Origin of the sequence: Streptomyces justiciae, from assembly GCF_015163075.1 — a bacterium.
In the GTDB taxonomy this organism is placed as follows: domain Bacteria; phylum Actinomycetota; class Actinomycetes; order Streptomycetales; family Streptomycetaceae; genus Streptomyces; species Streptomyces justiciae.
In genome coordinates this window covers 472,890-495,256 of sequence record NZ_JADDXU010000001.1, presented here as the reverse complement: position 1 = coordinate 495,256, position 22,367 = coordinate 472,890, and the positions used below count along the sequence as shown (strand labels likewise).

Here is a 22,367-nt window from a genome sequence, read left to right as displayed (position 1 = left end):
AAGGGTGCTGCGGTTGAGCCGGTTTCAGCCCTTCTTCAGCACCAGCTCCGTGTTGCGGTCCCGCGCCGAGCCGCCCAGCGAGGTGCTGGCGCCCGGGGCGTTGAAGGACAGCTCCCGGTACAGCGCCGCCAGGCCCGTCTGGGACAGGTCGGCGAAGTCGGTGCGGTGCGGGGCGGAGGACTCGACGCAGGTGGTGAACAGGGAGAGCGTGCCGTCCTTGTTGTCCACCAGCTCGATGACGCGGGCGAGTTGGGGGTAGTCGACGTGGGAGGCGGTGGAGATCTCCCAGAAGCCGTGGCCGCCGCCGGTGCCGCTGTGCGCGGTGATGTCGTTGCGGTGGATGTGGCCGTTGACCCAGGCCAGGACGTTGCGCTGACGGGACAGCAGGGCGACGACCTCGGCACCGCTGTGGCGCCGCTCGCCGGGGCGGGCCGGGTCGGGGCGGGTGTTGTCCATCGACTTGCTGGTGTGGTGACTGAAGACGATCGCGTACGAGTCCTTGTTGTCCTTGAGGGTCTTCTCCAGCCACTTCAGCTGGGCGGTCCCCACGGACCCTTCGTAGTGGCCGCCGGCGTCGGTGGTGTCGAGGCTGATGCCGATGACGTCGTCGGCGATGCGGAAGGAGTAGTACTGGGTGCCCGTGTCGAGGTTGGCGGTGGAGTAGCCGTGGCCCACGGGGCCGAGGCCGCGGTGGGCCGGGTCGAGGTGGGCCTTGAGGTACTCGGTCGGCGTGTACGGCGCCCGCGCCTCGTCCGGCGTCACCGAGCGCATGTCGCGGGCGTGCGCCTTGAGCAGCTCGCGGAAGCCGGCGCCCTTGGGGTCCTTGGCGGTCTTGATGGCGTCCTGGAGCTTCTTCGCCTCGGCGGCCGGCAGGCTCATGAGCTTCCTTCCGCCCATCGCGTACTCGGTGAGCCAGGGGTCGGCGTGGGAGCCGTAGCAGCCGAGCGGCATGGCGTCGTGGTTGCCGACCGTGGAGTACCAGGGGAGGTTCAGGCCGGGGCTGTTGAGCTCGCGGATCGCGGCGGCGAGGAAGCCGTCGAGGTGCGGGAAGCCGCGCTGCTTGTCGGCGTCGCGGACGGTGGTGTCGGGCTGCCAGTACTGCTTGATGCCGCTGTTCATGACGCCCTCGTAGTGCCGCGGGTCACCGGAGTTGGGGCTGATCCGGCCGCCGCTCATCACCGTCAGGAACCACTCCAGTTCCGTCCTGGCGTTGTTGTCCGTGTTGTCGCCGGTGGTCATCGCGAAGTGCAGCGGGGCTCCGGTGACGGGGCCGCCGCGCAGGGCGTTGATCCGCTCGACGAGGGCGATCGCGCCGTGCACGGTGAGCGCCTCCTGGGGGCGCCAGGCGTGCACGTCGGTCGAGCGCAGGTACTCCAGGCGCATCGGGTGCTGGGCGTCGATGATGTGCATGTCGGTGAGCTGCACGAACGCGGCGAGCGCGGTACGGCGGCCGGCGCGGCCGGACTTCGCGGCGGCGAGGTCGCCGCGGACGACGCGCTGCCAGCCGGGGCCGTCGCCGAGGCGGCGGAAGCCGGACGAGGTGCGCGGGGCGGCGACGGTGGCGACCGTGGTGCCGCGGGTGTAGGGCGCGAGGGGGGCGGCGGCCGGGGCCTGCCGGGACTGGGCGACCGGCGCCTCGGCCGCGGTGTCGGCGGCGGGCGTGGTGGTGGCGGCCTGGCTGTCGGTGGGCCGCAGGGCGTAGCCGACGCCGGCGGAGACGGCTGCGGCGCCGGTGGCGGCGAGGACGGTACGGCGGTTGACCGCCAGGGCGGAGGTGGCGACAGAGCGTATGCGCGACATGGCGCGGTCTCCCCGAGTGCGAACGCGTCGGCAGTGGTCGCGGGTCGCTCGCTGCCGCGAATTCCCCGCTCGCTCTGGATCGTTGGCACCGGGGATGACCTGTGCGTGAACGAGACGGCAACGACCGACGCCGATCACCGTACGTGGATCTTGGGGGACCCTGGGTGTCCACGAGGGCTCGTCCGGTGGGCGGGTGGTGGTCACGGACTGTTCATCTGGCGGGGTAGTGGAGGGGTCCGACGGCAGGACGATCGCCACGACGAGGCCGCCCGGCGAATCGGCGGCGGCGGGCTGTCACTCCCGTACGCCCGTCACCCGTCCCGTCACCGGCCGCTCCCGCCACAGCGCGAGGCCCACGTCCACCAGCCCGACCCGGTTCAGAGCGGGCACCTCCGCGAGGGGATGCCAGGCCGCCATGTCCGTGGAGCCACCGACCTCGGGGCGGAGTTCGCCGCCGGTGACGCGGCCCTCGTAGACGAGGCGCAGGCCCTGGCGGTCGATGCTCCGGCCCCGACGCCGCTCAGGCGTGAAGCGGACGGAGTCCACCCCGAGCAGGCCGGTGATCTCGACGGTGTACCCGGTCTCCTCCATCACCTCCCGCAGCACCGTGTCGTAGGGGTCCTCGCCGTGTTCCATGCCGCCACCCGGCAGGGTCCACTCCGGCCTGCCGTCGTCGCCGATCCAGCGGGCGAGGAGGATCTGTTCGTCACGGACGCACACGGCGTAGGCCGCCACCCTCAACTTCTTGCGCATACAGGGAAGTTAGCCCGCGTCGTCGGGATTGGCCGGGGAGTATTCCGGGGGCGTCCAGCGCAGTGGGAGCGCCGAGGGCCGTTCGACGGTCTTCGTGACGGTGAAGCGGACCCGGCGTTCGGTGCCCGCGAACTCCGTCCGTGCCTCGCCCGTGAGCTGGAGGGTCGTGCCGGTCGTCCAGTCCAGGAACAGCAGGCCCGCCCTGGGGTCGGCGTCGAGGTTGCCCAGGGAGAGGAACATCGAGTTGCCCGGGTAGTCCCGCCAGCTGAGCTCGCGCGGTGAGGCGACCTGCACGAAGCCGGGGTTGCCGCCCCGGTGGCTGGCGTCGGCGCCGCCCGGATGGACGGTCGCCAGGAAGAAGGTGTCGGACGCTGTGATGAACTCCCCCTGGGAGGCCGTCAGTTCGGTCCCGTGGCGGGGTTCCTCCCCGGTCCGGTCGGCCATCACCTCGTACGACTCCCTCTTCTGGAGGTACTTCGGGCAGTTGGAGAAGACCTGTTCCGCCGTCACCACGAACCCCCGGTCTGTGGGCCGGAGTCGGCCGTTGAGGCGCATCCGGCGGCGGGTGCGGGGGTCGAGGGCGATCGTGCCCACCTGGGTGCCCTCGACGGTGAGGGCCGGGGCGAGCGGGTCCGGGGCCGCCGCTCCTGCCGTCACCGACATCTGGCGGGGGCCGGTCGCCCGTACGAAACCCGGCGGCCCGTGCAGCGCGGACGCCCAGACCTCACCCGTCGACGGGTCCGCGGCGCCCACGACCAGCAGGGGCTGCAAGCCGAGGAACGCGGCGGCGACCGGCTTGATGCCCTCGCCGATCGAGGCGCCCACGTGGTCCGCCCGCTCCCGCACCCCCACCCGGTCCTGCACGGCGCGCGAACCCGCGTGATACAGCCCCATGTCTAGAAGAACCCGCAGGTCGGAGCGGACTCCACCGGCGCCGGCGCGCCCTCCGCCCCGCTCGGCACCGAGATCTCCAGCCGGGTCCCGTCGGGGTCGTGGAAGAAGATGCCGCCGGACGCCGCGCCCTCCCGGTGGGCGACGACCCCCTCGTAGGCGAAGTCCACCCCGTACGTGCGCAGTGCCGCCTCGTACTCCCGCACCTTCTCGATCGAGTCCGCCTCGAAGGCGAGGTGGTGCAGGCCGGCGCGGTCGCCCTCGAAGCCCTGCTCCGCCTGCTGCCAGAGCGTGAGGACGAGGGCCGAGCCGTCGCCCAGGAACGCGTACCGGCGGCCCTCCTCCTTGCCCTCGCCGATCAGCCGGAAGCCCAGGACGTCCCGGTAGAAGGCGAGCGAGCGGTCGAGGTCGGTGACGTTCAGGCCGATGTGGCCGGTGCGCAAGGTCATGACTCTCCCCAGGGAAGACGGCCGCCCTCATGGCTAACCTCTCTCATTCAAGTTAAAGGTTAGATGCGGTCGCCGCAACCCCTCACGTACCCTTGAGCGGTTAGCACCGAAGGAGCCCCCCATGCCAGCCGACCCGCGCCCCCTCACCGGCGAGCCCCTCGCCCTCGACCTGCTCAACACGCGGTGGATGCGGGAAGGCGCCGTCCAGGACCTGCTCCGGGACGACGACGGGCTCGCCGTGTGGCTGACGGCCAACGCCCTCGACGGACGGTTCGCGGCCGACGCGCCGACGCTGCGGCACACCCTCCAGGCGCGGGACGCGCTGCGGAAGGCCGTCGACGGGGGCGAGACGGCCCCGCTGGACGCCGTGCTCGATCATGGCCGCATCCGGGCCACCCTCACCGCCGAAGGACCGGGCGAGGTACCGGAGTTCCGCGACCCCGCGTGGGGGCCGGCCTGGCTCGCCGCCCGCAACTACCTCGAACTCCTCGCCACCGCACCGGACCGCATCCGGGGCTGCGCCCACGAGGCCTGCATCCTGCACTTCTTCGACACGTCACGGAACGGCACGCGCCGCTGGTGCTCGATGGCGGCGTGCGGGAACCGGGCGAAGGCGTCGCGGCACTACGCGCGTACCAGAGAAGTCTGAGAACCGGTCGGGCAGTTCATCCCTTTTCTCACCCATCTCCCTAAAGGGGATCGCGGGTTTTCCCCATCCGCCCATATCGATTCGGTCAACTCTCCCTAAACATCCTTCCCATGCGTAAAGCTGTGCGATCGTCCGGGTCGCTTTTCCGGACTGTCGCGGTCAGGACCGATCGGCCCCGGCCGCATCCGCACGTTCCTTTACCTACAAGGGATGCCGATGACCCTCACCCCCCAGCGCGATCCGATATCGGGCGGCGCGAGACGCGTGGTGCGCATAGCCGTGGCCGCCGGTCTCGTGGCCGCGCTCTCCGCGGCCGGGCCGATACCCATGGCCTTCTCCGCCGACGCCGCCACGCCGGCCGCGGCCGACCCGGGCGTCAAGTCCGCCGACGAGAAGCTCGGTTCGGACGACGCGGACCTCCTCGCCGAGGCCAAGGCCGCCGGCGACAAGAACGTCACGCTGATGGTCGCCACCGCCCCCGGCCAGACCGAGCAGGTCGCCGAGGAGCTGGACGCGGTCAAGGGCGGCCTCGTGGGCAAGACCTACGACAAGCTCGGTTACGTCCGCGCCACCGTCCCGACCGCCAAGGCCGACGCGGCCATCGCGGCCGCCGCCAAGCTCTCCTCCGTGCACGGCATCGACCTGCGGCAGGAGATCGCGCTCGACGACCCGACGCCGGCCGCCGACACCGCGAAGGGCGCCGCGTCCGCCGCGACGACGAAGACCTACCCGGCGCCGGACAAGAAGACCCCCGCCGTGAACCCGTACAACCCGTCCTTCGAGACGGGCGCCGTCGAGTTCGTGCAGGACCACCCGAAGGCGGACGGCCGCGGCATCACCATCGGCATCCTCGACTCCGGTGTCGACCTCGGCCACCCGGCGCTGCAGAAGACCACCACCGGCGAGCGCAAGATCGTCGACTGGGTGACCGCCACCGACCCGGTGTCCGACGGCGACGCCACCTGGCGGCGGATGAACAACCCGGTCAGCGGCCCGACCTTCACCATCGCGGGCGCCACCTGGAAGGCCCCGGCGGGCGCCTACCAGTTCAACCTGTTCCGCGAGTCGTACACCGCGGGCGGTGACGCCAAGGGCGACGCCAACCGCGACGGCGACACCACCGACGTCTGGGGCGTCCTCTACGACGCGGCCGCCGGAACCGTCCGGGTCGACCTGAACAACAACAACGACTTCGGCGACGACGAGCCGATGAAGCCGTACAAGGACGGGTTCCAGATCGGCTACTTCGGTACCGACAACCCGTCCACCGACGTCGTCGAGCGCCAGCCGTTCGTGGTCGAGATCCGCAAGGACGTCGTCTACAACGCCGCCGGTGACAAGTCCGACTACGTCAACATCGGCGTCATCGAGTCCGAGCACGGCACCCACGTCGCCGGCATCACCTCCGCCAACGGCCTGTTCGGCGGCAAGATGAACGGCGCGGCCCCGGGCGCGAAGATCGTCTCCTCCCGTGCCTGCACCTGGACCGGCGGCTGCACCAACGTCGCGCTCACCGAGGGCATGATCGACCTCGTCACCAAGCGCGGTGTCGACATCGTCAACATGTCCATCGGCGGTCTGCCGGCGCTGAACGACGGCAACAACGCGCGCGCCGAGCTCTACACGCGCCTCATCGACACCTACGGCGTCCAGCTGGTCATCTCGGCCGGCAACTCCGGCCCGGGTGCCAACACCATCGGCGACCCCGGCCTGGCCGACAAGGTGATCTCCGTCGGCGCGGCCATCTCCAAGGCGACGTGGGCCTCCAACTACGGCTCCGCGGTGACGAAGTCGTACGCGATGATGCCGTTCTCCTCGCGCGGTCCGCGTGAGGACGGCGGGTTCACGCCGACGCTGTCCGCGCCGGGTGCCTCCATCAACACCACGCAGACCTGGCTGCCGGGCTCCCCGGTCGCCGAGGCGGGCTACTCGCTGCCGGCCGGCTACTCGATGCTCCAGGGCACCTCGATGGCCTCCCCGCAGGCCGCGGGCGCCTCCGCGCTGCTGCTCTCCGCCGCGAAGCAGAAGGGCATCACGCTCACCCCGGCGAACCTGCGCACCGCCCTGACCTCGACCGCCGACCACATCAAGGGTGTGCAGGCGTACGAGGAGGGCGCGGGCCTCATCAACATCGTGGACGCCTGGGACGCCATCAAGGACGGCGCCACCGCCCACGAGTACACCGTCAAGGCGCCGGTCGACACCGCGATCGACCAGTTCCTGAAGACGCCGGGCTTCGGCACCGGCATCTACGACCGTGAGGGCGGCCTGAAGGCCGGCGTGAAGAAGTCGTACGAGGTCACCATCACCCGTACCACCGGCGCCGACCGTCCGCTCCGCCACGAGCTGGACCTGGTCAACAACGCCTCCGGCACCTTCTCCATCGTCGGCTCCGACGACATCAAGCTGGAGCTGAACAAGCCGGTCACCGTGAAGATCGCCGCGAAGTCGCCGTCCGCCGGCGTCAAGAGCGCGATCCTGGAGGTCGACGACCCGCGCACCGAGGGCGTCGACAAGCAGATCCTGAACACGGTCGTCGTGTCGTCGCCGGTGAAGTACACCTTCTCCGCGTCGAACACCGTCCAGCGCAACAGCACGCAGTCGTACTTCGTGACCGTCCCCGAGGGCGCCAAGTCCCTGGAGGTCGCGATCGGCGGGCTGAAGGACAAGAGCCAGACCCGGTTCATCGCGATCCACCCGTACGGCACTCCGGTCGACAACACCGGCACCCCGTACTGCTACAACAACTACCTCGACGGCAACGGCTGCAAGCCCGACGTGCGTTCGTACGCGGACCCGCAGGCGGGCGTCTGGGAGATCGAGGTCGAGTCGCGCCGTACGTCGCCGCTGCTCGACAACCCGTACAAGCTGGACGTCACCGTCCTCGGCGCCGCCTTCGACCCGGAGGTCGTGACGGTTCCCGAGGCCAAGGTCGGCACCCCGGTCGCCGCCTCCTGGAAGGTGACGAACAACTTCGCCGCCCTCGACGGCAAGCTGGTCGGCGGCCCGCTCGGCTCGGCCAAGTCGGCCCGCCCGTCCATCGCCGAGGGTGCCACCCAGACCACCACGGTCGAGGTGCCCGAGGGCGCCAAGTCGCTCGACGTGGTCATCGGCAACGTGTCCGACGCCTCCGCCGACCTGGACCTGACGGTCTACGACGCGGCGGGCACCCAGGTCGGCCAGTCGGCCGACGGCGACTCGGAGGAGGCCGTCTCCATCGCCTCCCCGGCCGCCGGGACGTACACCATCGAGGTCGTCGGCTACTCGGTCCCGGCCGGGACCACCGAGTACGACTACCAGGACGTGTTCTTCTCCGCCGCGCTCGGCGCCGTCACGGTCGACGACTCGGCCGCGGTGAAGCTGGGCACGGGTGCCTCGACGGACGTCGCCGCAAGCGTCACCGCCGCCGCGGCCGCTCCGGAGGGCCGTGAGTTCTTCGGCCAGGTCCAGCTGGTGAACGCGCGCGGCACGGTCGCGGGCATCGGCAGCGTGAAGATCGAGAAGGTCACTCCGTAGTTCTTCCTACGGTGACCAGGGCGGGCGTCCTCTCGGGGCGCCCGCCCTTTCTCATGCGCACGGCAGGTCGCGCGACTGCGGCAACGACGCCTGGACCCAGGCGCGTTCGCGGGCGACCTCCTTCTCGCCGACCACCCAGTGGTCGGGTACGGCGTCGCCCTGGAGCACCCCGAACAGCACCCGGTCGCCCTTGTGCAGGCCGTCGACGAAGGTGTCGTCGACGACGTAGGTCAGCTGCTTCGGGCCCTTCATGTCCTGCTTGTAGTAGCGGAGCACGTCCACGGTGATCCGCAACTGCACCTGGTCCGCGAGGCGTTCGACCGAGGCGACCTCCCCCTCGACGACCAGCCGGGTGCAGGCCAGATAGTGCGGGCTGCCGAAGCGGCCGGCTTCGGTGTCCATCTGGGACTTGTCGCTCGCGGCGCTGCCGGCGTCCGCGCTGTCGTTGCCGCCCGTCGCGACCAGCCAGCCGAGCCCGGTGACGACGGAGGCCACCATGGCGGCCACGAGGGTGCCGAACGCGACCTTGGGGGCCCAGACGCGGACGCGTGAGGGGCGTGCCGGTGCGGGGCGTGACGCGGGGCGCGGCTGCTGTGCCAAGGCGTCGCCGATGAGGGCGAGTTGCTCGCGCAGGAGGGCGATGTCGGCGGTGGCCTCGCGGTGTTCGGCGCGGAAGGCGGGGTCCGTGTCGTCGGGCAGGGGTTCGCCGGTGAGCGCGGCCATCAGCGCGTCGCCGTCCCGGTGTTCGGCGGTCATGTCACACCACCTCGTCCTCGTGCAGACGGGCGCGCAGCGCGCGGACCGCCGTGTGCAGCCTGCTCTTGACCGTGCCCTCGGGGACGCCGAGTTCCTGGGCGATGTCCCGGACCGGCAGGTCGGCGTAGAACCGCAGGACGAGGACCTGGCGCTGGGCGTCGGGGAGTTCGTCCAGTCCCTGGGCGACGGCGAGCGAGAGCACACTGGTGTCCTCGCCTGAGGGGTGCTCCAACTGGCGCAGGGAGGCGAGGCGTTCGCCGATGCGTTCCTGCCGGCGCTTGGCGCGGTGCCAGTCCATGGCGAGGTTGGAGGCGACGACGGCCGCCCACGCGGAGACGTCGCGCGGTGCCTCGTACCCCTTGGCCGCCCGTTCCAGCAGCCGCAGGCGGACCTGCTGCACCCCGTCCGGCAGGTCCGCCTGCGGCACGCCGCCGAGCGCGAGCACGGCTCGCACCCGACGTTCCTGGGCCGCGTCGAGCGGGTCGTCCGGCCCGTCATGGACGGCGTCCCCCTGGCCGCGGCGGGCCTTTCTGCGCAGCACGGCTCCCCCTCTCCTCGCCGCGTTTCCTCTATGACGCCGATGCGGGCGGAAACGTTCGGCCCGATTCCCGGAATTCTTTCTTCACATGATCTTCACTGCCACCATGAGCCCCATGACGCACATCGTGAAGGGGGCCAACACCCCTGTCCCCACCGGTCCTCTGAGGGTTGCCGTCTGCCGCCGCAAGGTGCCGGGGACGCCCGTCGTGGACGTCTCGGCGCTGCTGCTGGACGCCACGGGCAAGGTGCGCGGCGACGCCGACCTCGTCTTCCACAACCAGCCCGCGCATCCGTCGGGCGCGGTACGGCACCTCGGCACCGGGGACGGCGTGGACCAGCTCGCCGAGTGGCTGGAGCTGGACCTGCCCCGGGTGGAGCCGGCGGTGCAGCGGGTGCTGGTCGCCGCGTCCTGCGACGACGGCACCTTCGGGGCGGTGCCGGGCCTCGCGCTCCAGGCCGTCGCGGGCGACGGCACGATCGTCGCGCACTACGACGTGACGGACGCGGCCGGTGAGACGGCGTTCGTGCTCGGGGAGTTCTACCGGCGCAACGGGGAGTGGAAGTTCCGGGCGGTCGGGCAGGGGTGGGAGTCGGGGCTGGCGGGGCTGGCGACGGACTTCGGGATCGTGGTGGCTCAGGAGCCGGTTCCGGTGGCGGTGCCGGTGCCGGTGGCGGCTCCTCCTGCTCCGGCTCCGATGGCGTACGCCGCGGTCTCCAAGGCGGAAGCCCCCGCGCACGTGCCGCACATGTCCGTACCGGCGGCGCAGCCTCTCGGCACCGACTTCCGCCCCCACACCCAGAGCGGCCGCGGAAACGGCGTCGTCTCCGTGGACGTACCGCTGCCGCCCGGGCCGGTGATCGTGGAGGCGCGGGTCAGAGGCGACGAGTGGCTGCTCGTCGAGACGCTGAACCGGCGCAACAAGGACGAGGACACCGTCTTCAACACCACCCTGCGCGACTTCCACGGCCGCGCCCTGGTGCAGCCCCCGCGCGACCGCCCGCTGCGGATGAAGGTCAACTACGACGGCGACTGGACGATCACCGTCCTGCCGCTGTCGGCGGCCCGTCCCCTGGGCGCGCAGACGATCAACGGGCGCGGCCCCGACGTCATCGCCTACACCGGCACCATGGCCGACGTGAAGGTCCGCTTCGACGGCGGCGCCGACCGCGACGAGTGGTTCGTGCTGAACTGCCACGAGGCCGAGCACTTCGACGACCTCGACGAGCACGAGATGCTGTGCAACGAGACCGGCAAGCTCAAGCAGACCGTCCCGGTCCCCGACGGCCCGCTGCTGCTCGTCGTCGAGCACGGCGACGGCAACTGGGAGCTCACCGCCAAGCCCCTGCCCGTCCGGGACCCGTCCGCAGGCCGGCAGACCGGCGCCTACGAGGGCCGCGGCGACAAGACGATCACGCTCCTGAACCCGCACCCCGGGCGCCCGGCCCTGGTCCAGTACGACTTCCCCGGCGCGAAGGCCGACTACAGCCTCGAGGTGAAGCTCGTCGACGAGTACGGCGACGAGGACGAGTGGCTCACCGGCCGCCAGCGCGGCACCCGGGGCACGGCCGTGCTGTTCGCCGACGGCAGGGCCGAGCAGTCCGTACGGGTCAAGTGCGCGGGCGACTGGACGCTGCGGCTGCTGCCCGAGGAGCAGGCGCCGCTGCTCAGCGGCCCGACCGAGGGCCGGGGCAGCGCCGTCCTGCGCTACCAGGGGCCGCCCACCCTGATGACGGTGACCCGGACCTCGCGCGGCAACGACGAGCACCTCAGCGCCTGGTCCCTGAACCACCCGTACGGCAAGTCGGCGATGATCGCCGACACGCTCGGCCGGCGGCGTCCCACCCTGGGCCCGGTGTGGGTCGACCCGGGCGGCACCTGCTTCGTCACGGTCCGTGCCGCCGAGGACACGAAGTGGCGGCTGGAGCCGGCCCCGATCAGCGCGGCCCCCGTGCTCGGCGCGCGGACGCCGGGTGGCTGGTATGGAGTCGTACGTCACACCGGGCCCGAGGCCGAGCTGGTGGTCGTCGGCACAGCCATGATCCACGTCTTCGAACTGGACGAAAATCTCTTCCCGCACCGGAAACTCACCGCTTCTTCCGGTCCGTACCGCATATCGAACTCGATCCTCCACGTGCGGTGCCTCGGCGAGTGGACGCTGGAACTGCGCCCCTGACCGGCATGCCGTCCCATCCCTCGGGCAAACGATTGGACACACCGGCCGGTAAGAGACGCATGATGGAAACGTCCAGGCCACGCACCCGCCATGTAGAAGGAGTCGTCGTGAAGGTAGGAATCGTCGGAGCCACCGGCCAGGTCGGCACGGTCATGCGCAGGATTCTCGTGGAGCGGGACTTCCCGGTCACCGAGCTGCGTCTGTTCGCCTCGGCCCGCTCGGCGGGGACGGTCCTGGACGGCGTGACGGTGGAGGACGCGGCGACGGCGGACTACACGGGCCTGGACATCGTGCTGTTCTCGGCGGGCGGCGCGACCTCGAAGGCGCTGGCCGAGAAGGTCGCCGCGCAGGGCGCGGTCGTGATCGACAACTCCTCGGCCTGGCGCAAGGACCCCGAGGTGCCGCTGGTGGTCTCCGAGGTGAACCCGCACGCCATCACGGACCGCCCCAAGGGCATCATCGCCAACCCGAACTGCACCACCATGGCCGCGATGCCGGTCCTGAAGGTGCTGGACGCCGAGGCGGGCCTGACGGCGCTGGTCGCCACCACCTACCAGGCGGTCTCCGGCTCCGGCCTCGCGGGCGTGGCGGAGCTGCACGGCCAGGTCCAGAAGGTCGTCGCCGACGCGGACAAGCTGACCCACGACGGCTCGGCGATCGACTTCCCCGAGCCGCAGGTCTACAAGCGGCCCATCGCCTTCAACGTCGTACCGCTGGCGGGTTCGATCGTCGAGGACGGCCTGAACGAGACCGACGAGGAGCAGAAGCTCCGCAACGAGTCCCGCAAGATCCTGGAGCTCCCCGAGCTGAAGGTCTCCGGCACCTGTGTGCGCGTCCCGGTCTTCTCCGGCCACTCGCTCCAGCTCAACGCCCGCTTCGCGCGTCCGCTCAGCCCGGAGCGCGCGACGGAGCTGCTCGCCGGCGCCCCCGGTGTCGCGCTCTCCGACATCCCGACCCCGCTCCAGGCCGCCGGCAAGGACGTCTCCTACGTCGGCCGCATCCGCAGCGACGAGACCGTCGACAACGGCCTCGCCCTGTTCGTCTCGGGCGACAACCTCCGCAAGGGCGCGGCCCTGAACGCGGTGCAGATCGCGGAGCTGGTGGCGGCGGAGCTGAAGGGCTAGGCGGGCCTGCGCACCTCGTAGAGGAAACAGCCGTACTCGACGGCCCGGACGTGGACGAGCGCCACGGCCGGGTCGTCGAACGCGTTCCGGAAGGCCTCGTCGTCGAGGGTGTCGACCAGTTCACCGCCGAGGATGTGCCCGTCGGCGGAGTAGCGCCGGACGGTCCGGTGGGCGTTGGCGAACGGGTAGCCCTCGCCCTCGGGCCCCTGACACTCCTCGGCGTGGATGAAGACGGGCCCCTGCTCGTCGTACGCCCCCGGCTCGGCGCCCGTCTCCGCGGCCCAGCGGCGCAGCGGGGCGTACGAGACCAGGGCCATCCGCTCGCCCGGCACGCTGCGCCGCAGACAGCACCTCAGGGGCGCCCCGCCCTCGTCGTCGGTCACGGGAACCATCTCGCGCCCCGAGTCGTCGGTGGAGCGGAGCTCTTTCAGAGCGGACGGGGGGACGGGGCGTGCGGTGTACGTGCTCATGTGTGTCATGTGCTCCACCCTCCCGGGTGTCCTCCCCGGTCACCGGCGGGTTCCGGACATCGCGTTTCGCGCAGCTCCCATGGAAGGATGGCGGAACCGCCGAACCTACCCATAACGAGGAGATGACCGCGTGCCTGGCACAAACCTGACTCGCGAAGAGGCTCAGCAGCGGGCGAAGCTGCTCACCGTCGAGTCGTACGAGATCGATCTCGACCTCTCCGGCGCGCAAGAGGGCGGTACCTACAGGTCCGTGACCACGGTGCGCTTCGACGTGGCCGAGAACGGGGCGGAGTCGTTCATCGACCTGGTGGCCCCGGAGGTCCACGAGGTCACCCTGAACGGCGACGCGCTCGACCCGGCGGAGGTCTTCAAGGACTCCCGCATCGTGCTCCCCGGCCTGCTCCAGGGCCGCAACGTGCTGCGCGTGGTGGCGGACTGCGCGTACACCAACACGGGCGAGGGCCTGCACCGTTTCGTCGACCCGGTCGACCAGCAGGCGTACCTGTACACCCAGTTCGAGGTGCCGGACGCCCGCCGCGTCTTCGCCTCCTTCGAGCAGCCGGACCTGAAGGCCACCTTCCAGTTCACCGTGAAGGCGCCGACCGGCTGGACGGTCATCTCCAACTCCCCGACGCCGGAGCCCAAGGACGACGTCTGGGAGTTCGAGCCCACCCCGCGGATCTCGTCGTACATCACGGCGTTGATCGTCGGCCCGTACCACTCGGTGCACAGCGTGTACGAGAAGGACGGCCAGTCCGTCCCGCTCGGCATCTACTGCCGCCCCTCGCTCGCCGAGTTCCTCGACTCGGACGCGATCTTCGAGGTGACGCGGCAGGGCTTCGACTGGTTCCAGGAGAAGTTCGACTACGCGTACCCGTTCAAGAAGTACGACCAGTTGTTCGTGCCGGAGTTCAACGCGGGCGCGATGGAGAACGCGGGCGCGGTCACCATCCGCGACCAGTACGTGTTCCGCTCGAAGGTCACGGACGCCGCGTACGAGGTCCGTGCCGAGACGATCCTCCATGAGCTGGCCCACATGTGGTTCGGCGACCTGGTCACCATGGAGTGGTGGAACGACCTGTGGCTGAACGAGTCGTTCGCCACGTACACGTCGATCGCCTGCCAGGCGTACGCGCCGGACAGCCGCTGGCCGCACTCCTGGACCACGTTCGCCAACTCCATGAAGACGTGGGCGTACCGCCAGGACCAGCTGCCCTCGACCCACCCGATCATGGCCGAGATCCGTGACCTGGACGACGTCCTGGTCAACTTCGACGGCATCACGTACGCCAAGGGCGCGAGCGTCCTCAAGCAGCTCGTGGCGTACGTCGGCATGGACGAGTTCTTCGCGGGCGTGCAGGCGTACTTCAAGCGGCACGCGTTCGGCAACACGCGGCTGTCCGACCTGCTGGGCGCGCTGGAGGAGACCTCCGGCCGCGACCTGGGCACCTGGTCGCAGAAGTGGCTCCAGACGGCGGGCATCAACATCCTGCGCCCCGAGATCGAGACCGACGAGCACGGCGTCATCACGTCCTTCGCCATCCGCCAGGAGGCCCCGGCCCTCCCGGCGGGCGCGAAGGGCGAGCCGACGCTGCGCCCGCACCGCATCGCGGTCGGCCTGTACGAACTCGACGAGGACAGCGGCAAGCTGGTCCGCGACGAGCGCGTCGAGCTGGACGTCGACGGCGAACTGACGGCCGTGCCGCAGCTGGTGGGCAAGCGCCGCTCGGCGGTCGTGCTGCTGAACGACGACGACCTGTCGTACGCGAAGGTCCGCCTGGACGAGCAGAGCCTGGCGTTCGTGACGGAGCACCTGGGCGACTTCGAGTCCTCGCTGCCGCGCGCCCTGTGCTGGGCGTCGGCGTGGGACATGACGAGGGACGCGGAGCTGGCAACGCGCGACTACCTCTCGCTCGTCCTGTCCGGCATCGGCAAAGAGTCGGACATCGGTGTCGTGCAGTCCCTGCACCGGCAGGTGAAGCTGGCGATCGAGCTGTACGCCGACCCGGCGGCCCGTGAGGCGCTGCTGACCCGCTGGACCGACGCCACGCTGGCGCACCTGCGGTCGGCGACCGCGGGCAGCGACCACCAGCTGGCGTGGGCGCGCGCGTTCGCGGCGACCGCCCGTACGCCGGAGCAGCTGGACCTCCTGGAGGCCCTGCTGGACGGTTCGCAGACGATCGAGGGCCTGGCGGTGGACACCGAGCTGCGCTGGGCGTTCGTGGAGCGCCTCGCGGCGGTGGGCCGCTTCGACGAGGCCGAGATCGCGGGCGAGTACGAGCGGGACAAGACGGCGGCCGGCGAGCGCCACGCGGCGACCGCCCGCGCGGCCCGTCCGACGGCGGAGGCGAAGGCGGAGGCCTGGGCGCAGGTCGTGGAGTCCGACAAGCTCCCGAACGCGGTGCAGGAGGCTGTCATCGGCGGCTTCGTCCAGACCGGCCAGCGCGAACTGCTCGCCCCGTACACGGACAAGTACTTCGAGGTGGTCAAGGGCATCTGGGACGCCCGTTCCCACGAGATCGCCCAGCAGATCGCGGTGGGCCTCTACCCGTCGATCCAGGTCTCCCAGGAGACCCTGGACAAGACGGACGCCTGGCTGGCCTCCACCGAGCCCAACGCGGCCCTGCGCCGCCTGGTCTCGGAATCCCGGGCGGGCGTGGAACGCGCGCTGAAGGCCCAGGCGGCGGACGCGGCGGCCGAGTAGCGGTTACGCCGACGAGGGGCGCCCGGTGTGATGCCGGGCGCCCCTTGTCATGCCTTGGGGGCGACGGCCGTGGAGCGCGTGCGGGCCGGTGGGGGCTGGTCGCGCAGTTCCCCGCGCCCCTTAGGCATCCGCAGCGGGCGCCAGTCGTCATGCGTCCCCGCGTAGCTGCGTCCCCGCGTAGCTGCGTCCCCGCGCCCCCGCGTAGCTGCGGGCAGTCGTGCCGCACGGCCGGCACCCGCCGATCCGCCGCAGCTGCGGGCAGTCGTGCCGCTGGGGCGGCACGGGTGGGCGCAGCGGCACCCCGCCAACGCGGGCAAGTGAAACCCCCCGACCTCAGCTCCCACCCCGCCGCACCCTCAGCCCACGCCCGCCGCAACCTCCTCCAACGCCGCCAGCACCCGCCCCACCACAACCCCCGCCTCACTACCCCGCCGTACCGCCGCCACCACATGCCGCACCGGCCGGTCCACCCCCAGCTCCCGCATCACCACCCCACCCCTCCCCACCACAGCCATGCGCGGCACCAACGCCACCCCCATCCCCGCCTCCACCATCGCCAGGATCGCCGTCCACCCCGCCGCCGAATGCCCCTGCCGAGGCGTGAACCCGGCCGCCTCGCACGCCCCCCGCGTGATGTCCGACCACGGCCCGCTGCCCCCGAAGATCCACGGCTCCCCGGCCAGATCCGCCAACCGCAACCCCTCCACCCCCGCCAGCTCATGCCCCCGCGGCAGTGCCACATCCAGCGGGTCCGCCAGCAGCTCCACCCGCGTGAACCGCCCGTCCCCCACCACCGGCGCCTGCGCGGCCAGCGACAACGCGAGGTCGACCTCCCCCGCGGCCAGCAACTCGTACGCCTCCCCCGCCTCCGCCTCCCGCACCCGCACACTCATCCCGGGCGACGAAACCCGCAGCGCCCGTACGGCGGGTACGACCAGCGCGGGCACCGCCGTGGAGAACGCGCCGACCCGCACCTCCCCCACCTCACCCCGCAGATGCGCCGCCAACTCCGCGTCCGCCCGCTCCAGTTGCTCGAACACCGCCTCGGCATGCCGCAGCACGAGCAGCGCCGCGTCCGTGAGCCGCACCCGCCTCCCCTGCGCCTCGAGGAGCGGCACCCCCACCTGCTTCGCCAGATTGGTCAGCTGCTGCGACACCGCCGACGGAGTCATCCGCAGCGCCTCGGCCGTCGCGGTCACGGTGCCCTGTTCCCGCAGCGTCCGCAGGATGCGCAGTTTCCGGATGTCCCACTCGACCATGAGGGCAACCTACGCAAGCTATCCGGCGGCCCCCAACATCACCCCGCCGAGGATCAGCGCCATGCACAGCACCTGCACCGGCCCGACCGTCTCCCCGAGCACCGCCCAGGACAGCAGGGCCACACACACCGGCTGGAGGTAGTAGACGACCCCGGCACGGGCCGCGCCGACCAGGGCGATCGCCTTGTTCCAGGCGAAGAAGGCGATCGCGGAGGAGGCGACCCCGACGTACCCGAGCGGCAGCACCGTCGCGGTCGTCGGCGTGAACCCGCCCTGGACCGCCAGACTCACGCCCTGCGCGGGCAGCAGCAGCCCGGCCCCGACGAGAAACGTGGTGAACAGGAAGGCGGCGCCCCCGAGTTCGGCGGGTCGGCGCCGCAACAGCGCGCTGTACGCGGCGAAGCAGCAGGCCGCGCCGATCATCCACAGGTCCCCGGCCGCGAACCCGGCACCCCCGCCCATCAGCAGCAGCACCCCCGCGCAGGCCACGAACAGCCCAACCACCCGACGCCGCCCCAGCCGTACGCCGGACGCCCGCTCGAACACCGCCATCAGCACCGGCGACGCGGCCATGATCATGCCCATCGTGGCGGCGGGGGTGGTCAACCCGGCCTGATTCACGAGGGTGTTGTAGACGGTCACGCCGAGGAGCGAGGCGAGGACGACGAAGCCGAGGTGCCGGCGGATCGCCGCTCGCTGCCGCCAGGCCTGCCGCGCCCCGAAGGGGGCGACGGCCACGAGCGCGACGATCCAGCGCCAGAAGGCCTGCTGGACCGGCGGCACGCTGTCGTGCAGCGCACGGGACGTGACGAAGCTGCCCGACCAGACGACGGTCGCGAGGGCGGCGAGAGCGACCCCGAGGGCGGCGGTCTGCGCGGCCCTCGGGGTCGTACGGGTGGGGGTCCTTTCGAGGACGTCGGTCACGTAGGTCCTTCCACTGCTCGGTGATCTCGGTGGATCTACCGTCGCAGCGCCGGACCTGTCACGTCCATCGAAACTTTCCGAGCATTCCTTTCAGCTGAACTGAACGATCGCACTGGAGCGGCAGGGGCGCCAGGAGTCCGCTGCCGGAGCTGGCCGGCCACCGTCGCCCCGAACGCCAGCCCCATCCCCACCAGTTGGACCGGCGTCAGCGCCTGTCCGAGCGCCGCCCAGCCGACGACCGCCGCGGTCAGCGGGGAGAGCGGGCCGAGGAAGGTGACCTGGGTGGCGGTGAGGCGGCCGATGCCGCGGAACCACAGCCAATAGGCGACGGCCGTGTTGGCGAGCGCGAGGTAGAGGTAGCCGCCGATCGCCGGCCCGTCGAGCGCGGGCGGGGCGCCCTCGACCAGGAAGGCGAGCGGCGCGATGAGCAGCCCGCCCGCGGTCAGCTGCCAGGCGGTGAGCGCCAGCGGGCCCACGCCGTCGGGACGGCCCCAGCGCTTGGTCAGCACGGTGCCGGTGGACATGGAGGCGGCGGAGGCGAGCGCCGCCAGAACGCCGACCACGTCGAGGGCCCCGGCCGCCTTCAGTACGACGAGACTGACGCCGAACGCCGCCACGACCCCCGTGAGCACGCTCCGGGTCGTGGGCCGCTGCCCCAGCAGCACCGCCGAGAGCCCCACCACGAACAGCGGCCCGACCGACCCGACGACCGCCGCCATCCCGCCGGGCAGCCGGTACGCCGACAGGAACAGCAGCGGGAAGAAGGCGCCGATGTTCAGGGCGCCGAGCACCGCGGCCTTCCCCCACCAGATGCCGCGCGGCAGCACCCGGGCGAGGGCCAGCAGGACCAGGCCGGCGGGCAGGGCGCGCATGAGGCCGGTGAACAGGGGGCGGTCGGCCGGGAGGAGCTCCGTGGTGACGGCGTAGGTGGTGCCCCAGGAGACGGGGGCGAGGGCGGTGAGCAGGACGGTCGCGGCGCGGTTCACGACGGCACCCTTCTGAAGGTCGCTTGGTAGTCATTAGCTTAGCGCTAAGCTACTTACTGTCAATCCACTTTCTTGCGGACGACCGGAACCGGGCGGATACTCTCCGCATGAGTGCACCGCGCAAGGACCCCGTCGACGCGATCGTCGACCAGTGGGCGGCCGTACGGCCGGACCTCGACACCAAGGCGATGGAGGTCTTCGGGCGGATCTTCCGCCTCTCCCGCGCCATGGGCGACCGCATGGAACGGGCGTACGCCCCTCACGGCCTCTCCCGCGGCGAGTTCGACGTCCTCGCCACCCTGCGCCGGTCCGGCGAGCCCTACACGCTCTCCCCGCGCCAGCTCTCCGGCACGCTGATGCTCACCACCGGCGGCATGACCGGCCGCCTCGACAAGCTGGAACGCGCGGGCCTGATCCGCCGCTCCCCCGACCCCCACGACCGCCGCGGCCTCCAAGTGACCCTGACGGAGAAGGGGTTGACCACCGTCGACGAGGCGGTCGGCGCCGGCCTGGACGCCGAGGCGACGGCCCTGTCCACCCTGAACGCCGAACAGGCCGACCAACTGGCCGACCTGCTGCGCGAGTTGCTCACGGGCACGGAGGGGACGGGCCGCTAGGCGCTCCGCCGGAAGTGCGGTGAGGGGCCGTGGGTTCTCTGCGGCGCCGTCGTGGCTGGTCGCGCAGTTCCCCGCGCCCCTTCAGGGCGCTCGGCCCCGGGCCGGTCAGCTCCCCACGTGAGCGACGAGTGCCGCCTCGACCCGTGCCGGGTCCGCCACGTCCGCCGCCCAGGCCACGTATCCGTCGGGCCGCACCAGCACGGTCGTACGGCGGTCGCTCGCCCAGTGGGCCACCGTCAGCCGGTCCTTGCGGGTGCCCTGGCCGTCGTAGGCCTCCGAGGTGACCTCCGGGGTGATCAGCACGAACCGGCCGCCGCGCAGGGCCTCGTAGAGGCGGCCGCCGGTCAGGGCGACGTCGGGGACGCGGGTGCCGGTGAGGCGGTGGGCGCCTCGGGGGGCGGGGTAGCGGTAGCCGATGCCGGAGACCTGGCCCAGCGCCTTGCGCTGCACCGGCCGGGCCACGTTGACGAAGGCCGAGACCAAGCCGCGCACGGCACGCAGGACCGGGTTCTGCGCGCGGGCCAGCCGGACCAGTCCGCCGCTGCTGCGCAGCACCGCCTTGCCCACCGGGTGCCGCTCGGCCTCGTAGGTGTCGAGGAGCCCCTCGGGGGCCCGGCCCTGGACGGCCGCGGCCAGCTTCCAGCCGAGGTTGGCCGCGTCCTGAAGGCCGGTGTTCATGCCCTGGCCGCCGGCCGGGGAGTGGACGTGCGCGGCGTCCCCGGCGAGGAAGACCCGGCCGACCCGGTAGCGCGGCGCCTGGCGCTCGTCGCTGTGGAAGCGGGAGAGCCAGCGGGCGTCGTGCATGCCGTAGTCGGTGCCCAGGGCGCGGCGCGTGACCTCCTTGATCTCGGCCAGGTCGAGCGGGGCGTCGTCGGGGACCTCGTGCCGGCGGTTCCAGCCCATCACCCGGTACCAGCCGTCGCCGAAGGAGGCGATCATCGCGAAGGCGTCGTCCGCCCCGTTGACGGTGAGCACGCCCTCGGGCTTCTCGGTGAGCCGGACGTCGGCGAGGAAGAGGGACTTGATGACGGCGACCCCGGGGAAGTCCACGCCGATCGCCCGGCGCACGGCGCTGTGGTGGCCGTCGGTGCCGACGACGTAGTCCGCGCGGAGCGTGGCGGTCGCCCCGTCCGGGCCGCGTACGTCGAGGTCGACGCCGGCGTCGTCCTGGCGCAGCCCGACGACCTCGCTCTCGTACCGGAACTCCACCCCGGCTTCCCGCGCCCGCCGCTCCAGCAGCCGCTCGACCTCGTACTGCGGGGTGATGAGCAGGAACGGGAAGCGGGACTCCAGCGTCCCGAGGTCGAGCGACAGCCGGCGGAAGAGGCGCAGGCCGGTGATGGTGTCGCCGGTGGCCAGCAGGTCGTCGGCGAGGCCGCGGGCGTCGAGCTGCTCCAGGGTGCGGGCGTGGACCCCGAAGGCCCGGGAGAGGTTGCTGATCTGGTGCGGGCGCTTCTCGACGAGGGTGACGGGGACGCCGGCGCCGGCGAGGTCACCGGCGAGGAGCAGGCCGGTGGGGCCGGAGCCGACGACGATCACGGGGTGCGGGGTGCTGTTGGTGCCGAGGTCAGTGCCGGTGCCGGTGCCGTTCATGGGGGCCTCCTGAGCCAACGCCTGTTTGCCAACGACTGTTTGCCAACGCTCGTTGACGAGGTTAGGCGCAGTCGCGTGGCGAAGTCAACACTTGTTGGCCAACGAACGTTGACCTACGCTTGTGGGCATGACCGGCACCCCCACGAAGAACACCCGCCCCCGTCGCTCCGACGCGACCCGTGACGCGATCCTCGTCGCGGCCCGGGAGCGGTTCGCCGCCGACGGGTACGAGCGGGCCACCATCCGCGCCATTGCCAAGGACGCGAGCATCGACCCGTCGATGGTGATGCGCTACTACGGCAACAAGGAGGGCCTGTTCGCGGCGGCCGTCTCCGTCGACCTACGGCTGCCGGACGCCGGCGGGCTGTCCCCGCAGGACGTCGGCGCGGTCCTGGTGCGGCACTTCCTCGACATGTGGGAGGACGACGAGGTCCTCACGGCCCTGCTCCGGGTCGGCGCCACGAATCAGGCCGGGGCCGAGCGCATGCAGGGCATCTTCCGGGACCAGTTGCTGCCGGTGGCCCGGCAGGTGTGCCCCGACCCCGAACAGATCCCGACGCGGGCCGCGCTCACGGCGTCGCAGCTGCTCGGGCTGGCGCTCACCCGGTACGTACTGCGGATTCCGCCGGCGGTGGCGCTGCACCCCGAGGAGATCGTGGCGTGGCTGGGCCCGACGGTGCAGCGGTACCTGACGGCGCCGAGCCCCTGAGAACACACCGAGGGCGCCGACCTCGCCCGGTACGGCGGATGCGCGTACGGGGAACGGGGTCGGCGCCCTCGTGAAACCTGTGCTGACCTGCGGTCAGGCGTTGGCCTTGGCCTTCGCCTTGCTCTTGGGCACGTTCACCCGGTGGTCCGCGTGCGACTTGTCCAGGACCATCACCAGGCCCGCGATGACCCCGAAGATCACGAGCGGGGCCGCGACGAAGAGACCCAGCGTGTCGATGACGCTCAGGCCGGACCCGGGGTCGTCACCGTCGTCCCGGGTGAGCGCGAGCGCGGGAGACGTCATGAGCAGCATCATCAGCGTCGTACCGGCAGCCAGAGCACCGGCGCGCAGGGCGTTCTTCTTGTCCACGGTGCCAAAGTATCGAACACGACTCGAGCCCGCGCGCTCGGGGGGTGCGTATGAGGCAGCCACCGCCGCAAGCCACGGAGCGTC

The 22,367-nt window shown here is 71.6% G+C and carries 19 protein-coding genes; 7 read left to right on the top strand and 12 right to left on the bottom strand.

What is annotated here, in order from left to right:
- Positions 1-24: 24 nt before the first annotated feature.
- From IQ210_RS02205 to IQ210_RS02190, 4 genes are all read right to left on the bottom strand, one after another.
- Positions 25-1,800 (bottom strand): TIGR03767 family metallophosphoesterase, encoded by a 1,776-nt coding sequence (locus IQ210_RS02205; RefSeq protein WP_194076283.1) that lies wholly within the window; start codon positions 1,798-1,800, stop codon positions 25-27.
- Between the two features lie 294 nt (positions 1,801-2,094).
- Positions 2,095-2,553, bottom strand: coding sequence for an NUDIX hydrolase (locus IQ210_RS02200; protein WP_194076282.1), 459 nt, complete (start codon positions 2,551-2,553; stop codon positions 2,095-2,097).
- A gap of 9 nt (positions 2,554-2,562) precedes the next feature.
- Entirely contained in the window at positions 2,563-3,447 is an 885-nt protein-coding gene (locus tag IQ210_RS02195; protein WP_194076281.1) for a pyridoxamine 5'-phosphate oxidase family protein, read from the bottom strand.
- Positions 3,448-3,449: 2 nt separating this feature from the next.
- Positions 3,450-3,893 (bottom strand): VOC family protein, encoded by a 444-nt coding sequence (locus IQ210_RS02190; protein WP_194076278.1) that lies wholly within the window; start codon positions 3,891-3,893, stop codon positions 3,450-3,452.
- 121 nt (positions 3,894-4,014) lie between these two features.
- Here IQ210_RS02190 and IQ210_RS02185 point away from each other — a divergent pair, with 121 nt between their 5' ends.
- Entirely contained in the window at positions 4,015-4,542 is a 528-nt protein-coding gene (locus IQ210_RS02185) for a CGNR zinc finger domain-containing protein (protein WP_194076276.1), read from the top strand.
- A gap of 216 nt (positions 4,543-4,758) precedes the next feature.
- Positions 4,759-8,058 carry a S8 family serine peptidase gene (locus IQ210_RS02180; protein WP_194076274.1) on the top strand — a complete coding sequence of 1,100 codons (3,300 nt, stop codon included), beginning with the start codon at positions 4,759-4,761 and terminating at the stop codon, positions 8,056-8,058.
- A gap of 51 nt (positions 8,059-8,109) precedes the next feature.
- Here IQ210_RS02180 and IQ210_RS02175 read toward each other — a convergent pair whose 3' ends face one another.
- Complete coding sequence (locus tag IQ210_RS02175; RefSeq protein ID WP_194076272.1) at positions 8,110-8,814, bottom strand: hypothetical protein; 705 nt, start codon at positions 8,812-8,814, stop codon at positions 8,110-8,112.
- Between the two features lies 1 nt (position 8,815).
- Complete coding sequence (locus IQ210_RS02170) at positions 8,816-9,355, bottom strand: sigma-70 family RNA polymerase sigma factor (protein WP_194076270.1); 540 nt, start codon at positions 9,353-9,355, stop codon at positions 8,816-8,818.
- A gap of 112 nt (positions 9,356-9,467) precedes the next feature.
- Between IQ210_RS02170 and IQ210_RS02165 the strand changes: the two genes are divergently transcribed.
- Both IQ210_RS02165 and IQ210_RS02160 read left to right on the top strand, forming a co-directional pair.
- On the top strand, positions 9,468-11,528 hold the full coding sequence (locus IQ210_RS02165) for a TerD family protein (protein ID WP_228046700.1): 2,061 nt from the start codon (positions 9,468-9,470) through the stop codon (positions 11,526-11,528).
- Between the two features lie 107 nt (positions 11,529-11,635).
- Positions 11,636-12,652: an aspartate-semialdehyde dehydrogenase gene (locus tag IQ210_RS02160; protein ID WP_194076265.1), complete on the top strand. Its 1,017-nt coding sequence runs from the start codon at positions 11,636-11,638 to the stop codon at positions 12,650-12,652.
- Here IQ210_RS02160 and IQ210_RS02155 read toward each other — a convergent pair.
- Positions 12,649-13,122: a DUF1203 domain-containing protein gene (locus tag IQ210_RS02155; protein WP_194077047.1), complete on the bottom strand. Its 474-nt coding sequence runs from the start codon at positions 13,120-13,122 to the stop codon at positions 12,649-12,651. The two genes, IQ210_RS02160 and IQ210_RS02155, sit on opposite strands and share 4 nt — an antisense overlap.
- Before the next feature lie 130 nt (positions 13,123-13,252).
- On the opposite strand from IQ210_RS02155, the gene pepN reads away from it, so the two are divergent.
- Complete coding sequence (gene pepN / locus IQ210_RS02150) at positions 13,253-15,826, top strand: aminopeptidase N (protein WP_194076255.1); 2,574 nt, start codon at positions 13,253-13,255, stop codon at positions 15,824-15,826.
- A gap of 356 nt (positions 15,827-16,182) precedes the next feature.
- Here the strand turns inward: pepN and IQ210_RS02145 are convergent, their stop codons facing one another.
- From IQ210_RS02145 to IQ210_RS02135, 3 genes are read right to left on the bottom strand one after another with little or no spacing between them, the layout of a single operon-like run.
- On the bottom strand, positions 16,183-17,085 hold the full coding sequence (locus IQ210_RS02145) for a LysR family transcriptional regulator (RefSeq protein ID WP_194076253.1): 903 nt from the start codon (positions 17,083-17,085) through the stop codon (positions 16,183-16,185).
- An 18-nt stretch (positions 17,086-17,103) separates the two neighbouring features.
- A complete protein-coding gene (locus tag IQ210_RS02140) occupies positions 17,104-18,009 on the bottom strand; it encodes a DMT family transporter (RefSeq protein WP_194076250.1) in 906 nt (301 codons plus the stop codon).
- Positions 18,010-18,044: 35 nt separating this feature from the next.
- A complete protein-coding gene (locus tag IQ210_RS02135) occupies positions 18,045-18,995 on the bottom strand; it encodes an EamA family transporter (protein WP_194076248.1) in 951 nt (316 codons plus the stop codon).
- Positions 18,996-19,102: 107 nt separating this feature from the next.
- Here IQ210_RS02135 and IQ210_RS02130 point away from each other — a divergent pair, with 107 nt between their 5' ends.
- A complete protein-coding gene (locus IQ210_RS02130) occupies positions 19,103-19,612 on the top strand; it encodes a MarR family winged helix-turn-helix transcriptional regulator (RefSeq protein ID WP_194076246.1) in 510 nt (169 codons plus the stop codon).
- 105 nt (positions 19,613-19,717) lie between these two features.
- On the opposite strand, the gene IQ210_RS02125 is transcribed toward IQ210_RS02130, so the two are convergent.
- Positions 19,718-21,205, bottom strand: a complete 1,488-nt coding sequence (locus IQ210_RS02125; protein WP_194076244.1) for an FAD-dependent monooxygenase — start codon at positions 21,203-21,205, stop codon at positions 19,718-19,720.
- 127 nt (positions 21,206-21,332) lie between these two features.
- Between IQ210_RS02125 and IQ210_RS02120 the strand changes: the two genes are divergently transcribed.
- The gene (locus tag IQ210_RS02120; RefSeq protein WP_194076241.1) at positions 21,333-21,914 is read left to right on the top strand and encodes a TetR/AcrR family transcriptional regulator; all 582 of its coding nucleotides are present in this window, start codon (positions 21,333-21,335) and stop codon (positions 21,912-21,914) included.
- Positions 21,915-22,007: 93 nt separating this feature from the next.
- Here the strand turns inward: IQ210_RS02120 and IQ210_RS02115 are convergent, their stop codons facing one another.
- The gene (locus tag IQ210_RS02115) at positions 22,008-22,283 is read right to left on the bottom strand and encodes a hypothetical protein (RefSeq protein ID WP_194076239.1); all 276 of its coding nucleotides are present in this window, start codon (positions 22,281-22,283) and stop codon (positions 22,008-22,010) included.
- Between the last annotated feature and the right edge of the window lie 84 nt (positions 22,284-22,367).

Excerpts from the sequence above, each read along its gene's own strand:
- IQ210_RS02205 (WP_194076283.1), bottom strand. The coding sequence starts at position 1,800 with ATGTCGCGCATACGCTCTGTCGCCACCTCCGCCCTGGCGGTCAACCGC.
- IQ210_RS02200 (WP_194076282.1), bottom strand. The coding sequence starts at position 2,553 with ATGCGCAAGAAGTTGAGGGTGGCGGCCTACGCCGTGTGCGTCCGTGAC.
- IQ210_RS02195 (WP_194076281.1), bottom strand. The coding sequence starts at position 3,447 with ATGGGGCTGTATCACGCGGGTTCGCGCGCCGTGCAGGACCGGGTGGGG.
- IQ210_RS02190 (WP_194076278.1), bottom strand. The coding sequence starts at position 3,893 with ATGACCTTGCGCACCGGCCACATCGGCCTGAACGTCACCGACCTCGAC.
- IQ210_RS02185 (WP_194076276.1), top strand. The coding sequence starts at position 4,015 with ATGCCAGCCGACCCGCGCCCCCTCACCGGCGAGCCCCTCGCCCTCGAC.
- IQ210_RS02180 (WP_194076274.1), top strand. The coding sequence starts at position 4,759 with ATGACCCTCACCCCCCAGCGCGATCCGATATCGGGCGGCGCGAGACGC.
- IQ210_RS02175 (WP_194076272.1), bottom strand. The coding sequence starts at position 8,814 with ATGACCGCCGAACACCGGGACGGCGACGCGCTGATGGCCGCGCTCACC.
- IQ210_RS02165 (WP_228046700.1), top strand. The coding sequence starts at position 9,468 with ATGACGCACATCGTGAAGGGGGCCAACACCCCTGTCCCCACCGGTCCT.
- IQ210_RS02155 (WP_194077047.1), bottom strand. The coding sequence starts at position 13,122 with ATGAGCACGTACACCGCACGCCCCGTCCCCCCGTCCGCTCTGAAAGAG.
- IQ210_RS02145 (WP_194076253.1), bottom strand. The coding sequence starts at position 17,085 with ATGGTCGAGTGGGACATCCGGAAACTGCGCATCCTGCGGACGCTGCGG.
- IQ210_RS02130 (WP_194076246.1), top strand. The coding sequence starts at position 19,103 with ATGAGTGCACCGCGCAAGGACCCCGTCGACGCGATCGTCGACCAGTGG.
- IQ210_RS02125 (WP_194076244.1), bottom strand. The coding sequence starts at position 21,205 with ATGAACGGCACCGGCACCGGCACTGACCTCGGCACCAACAGCACCCCG.
- IQ210_RS02120 (WP_194076241.1), top strand. The coding sequence starts at position 21,333 with ATGACCGGCACCCCCACGAAGAACACCCGCCCCCGTCGCTCCGACGCG.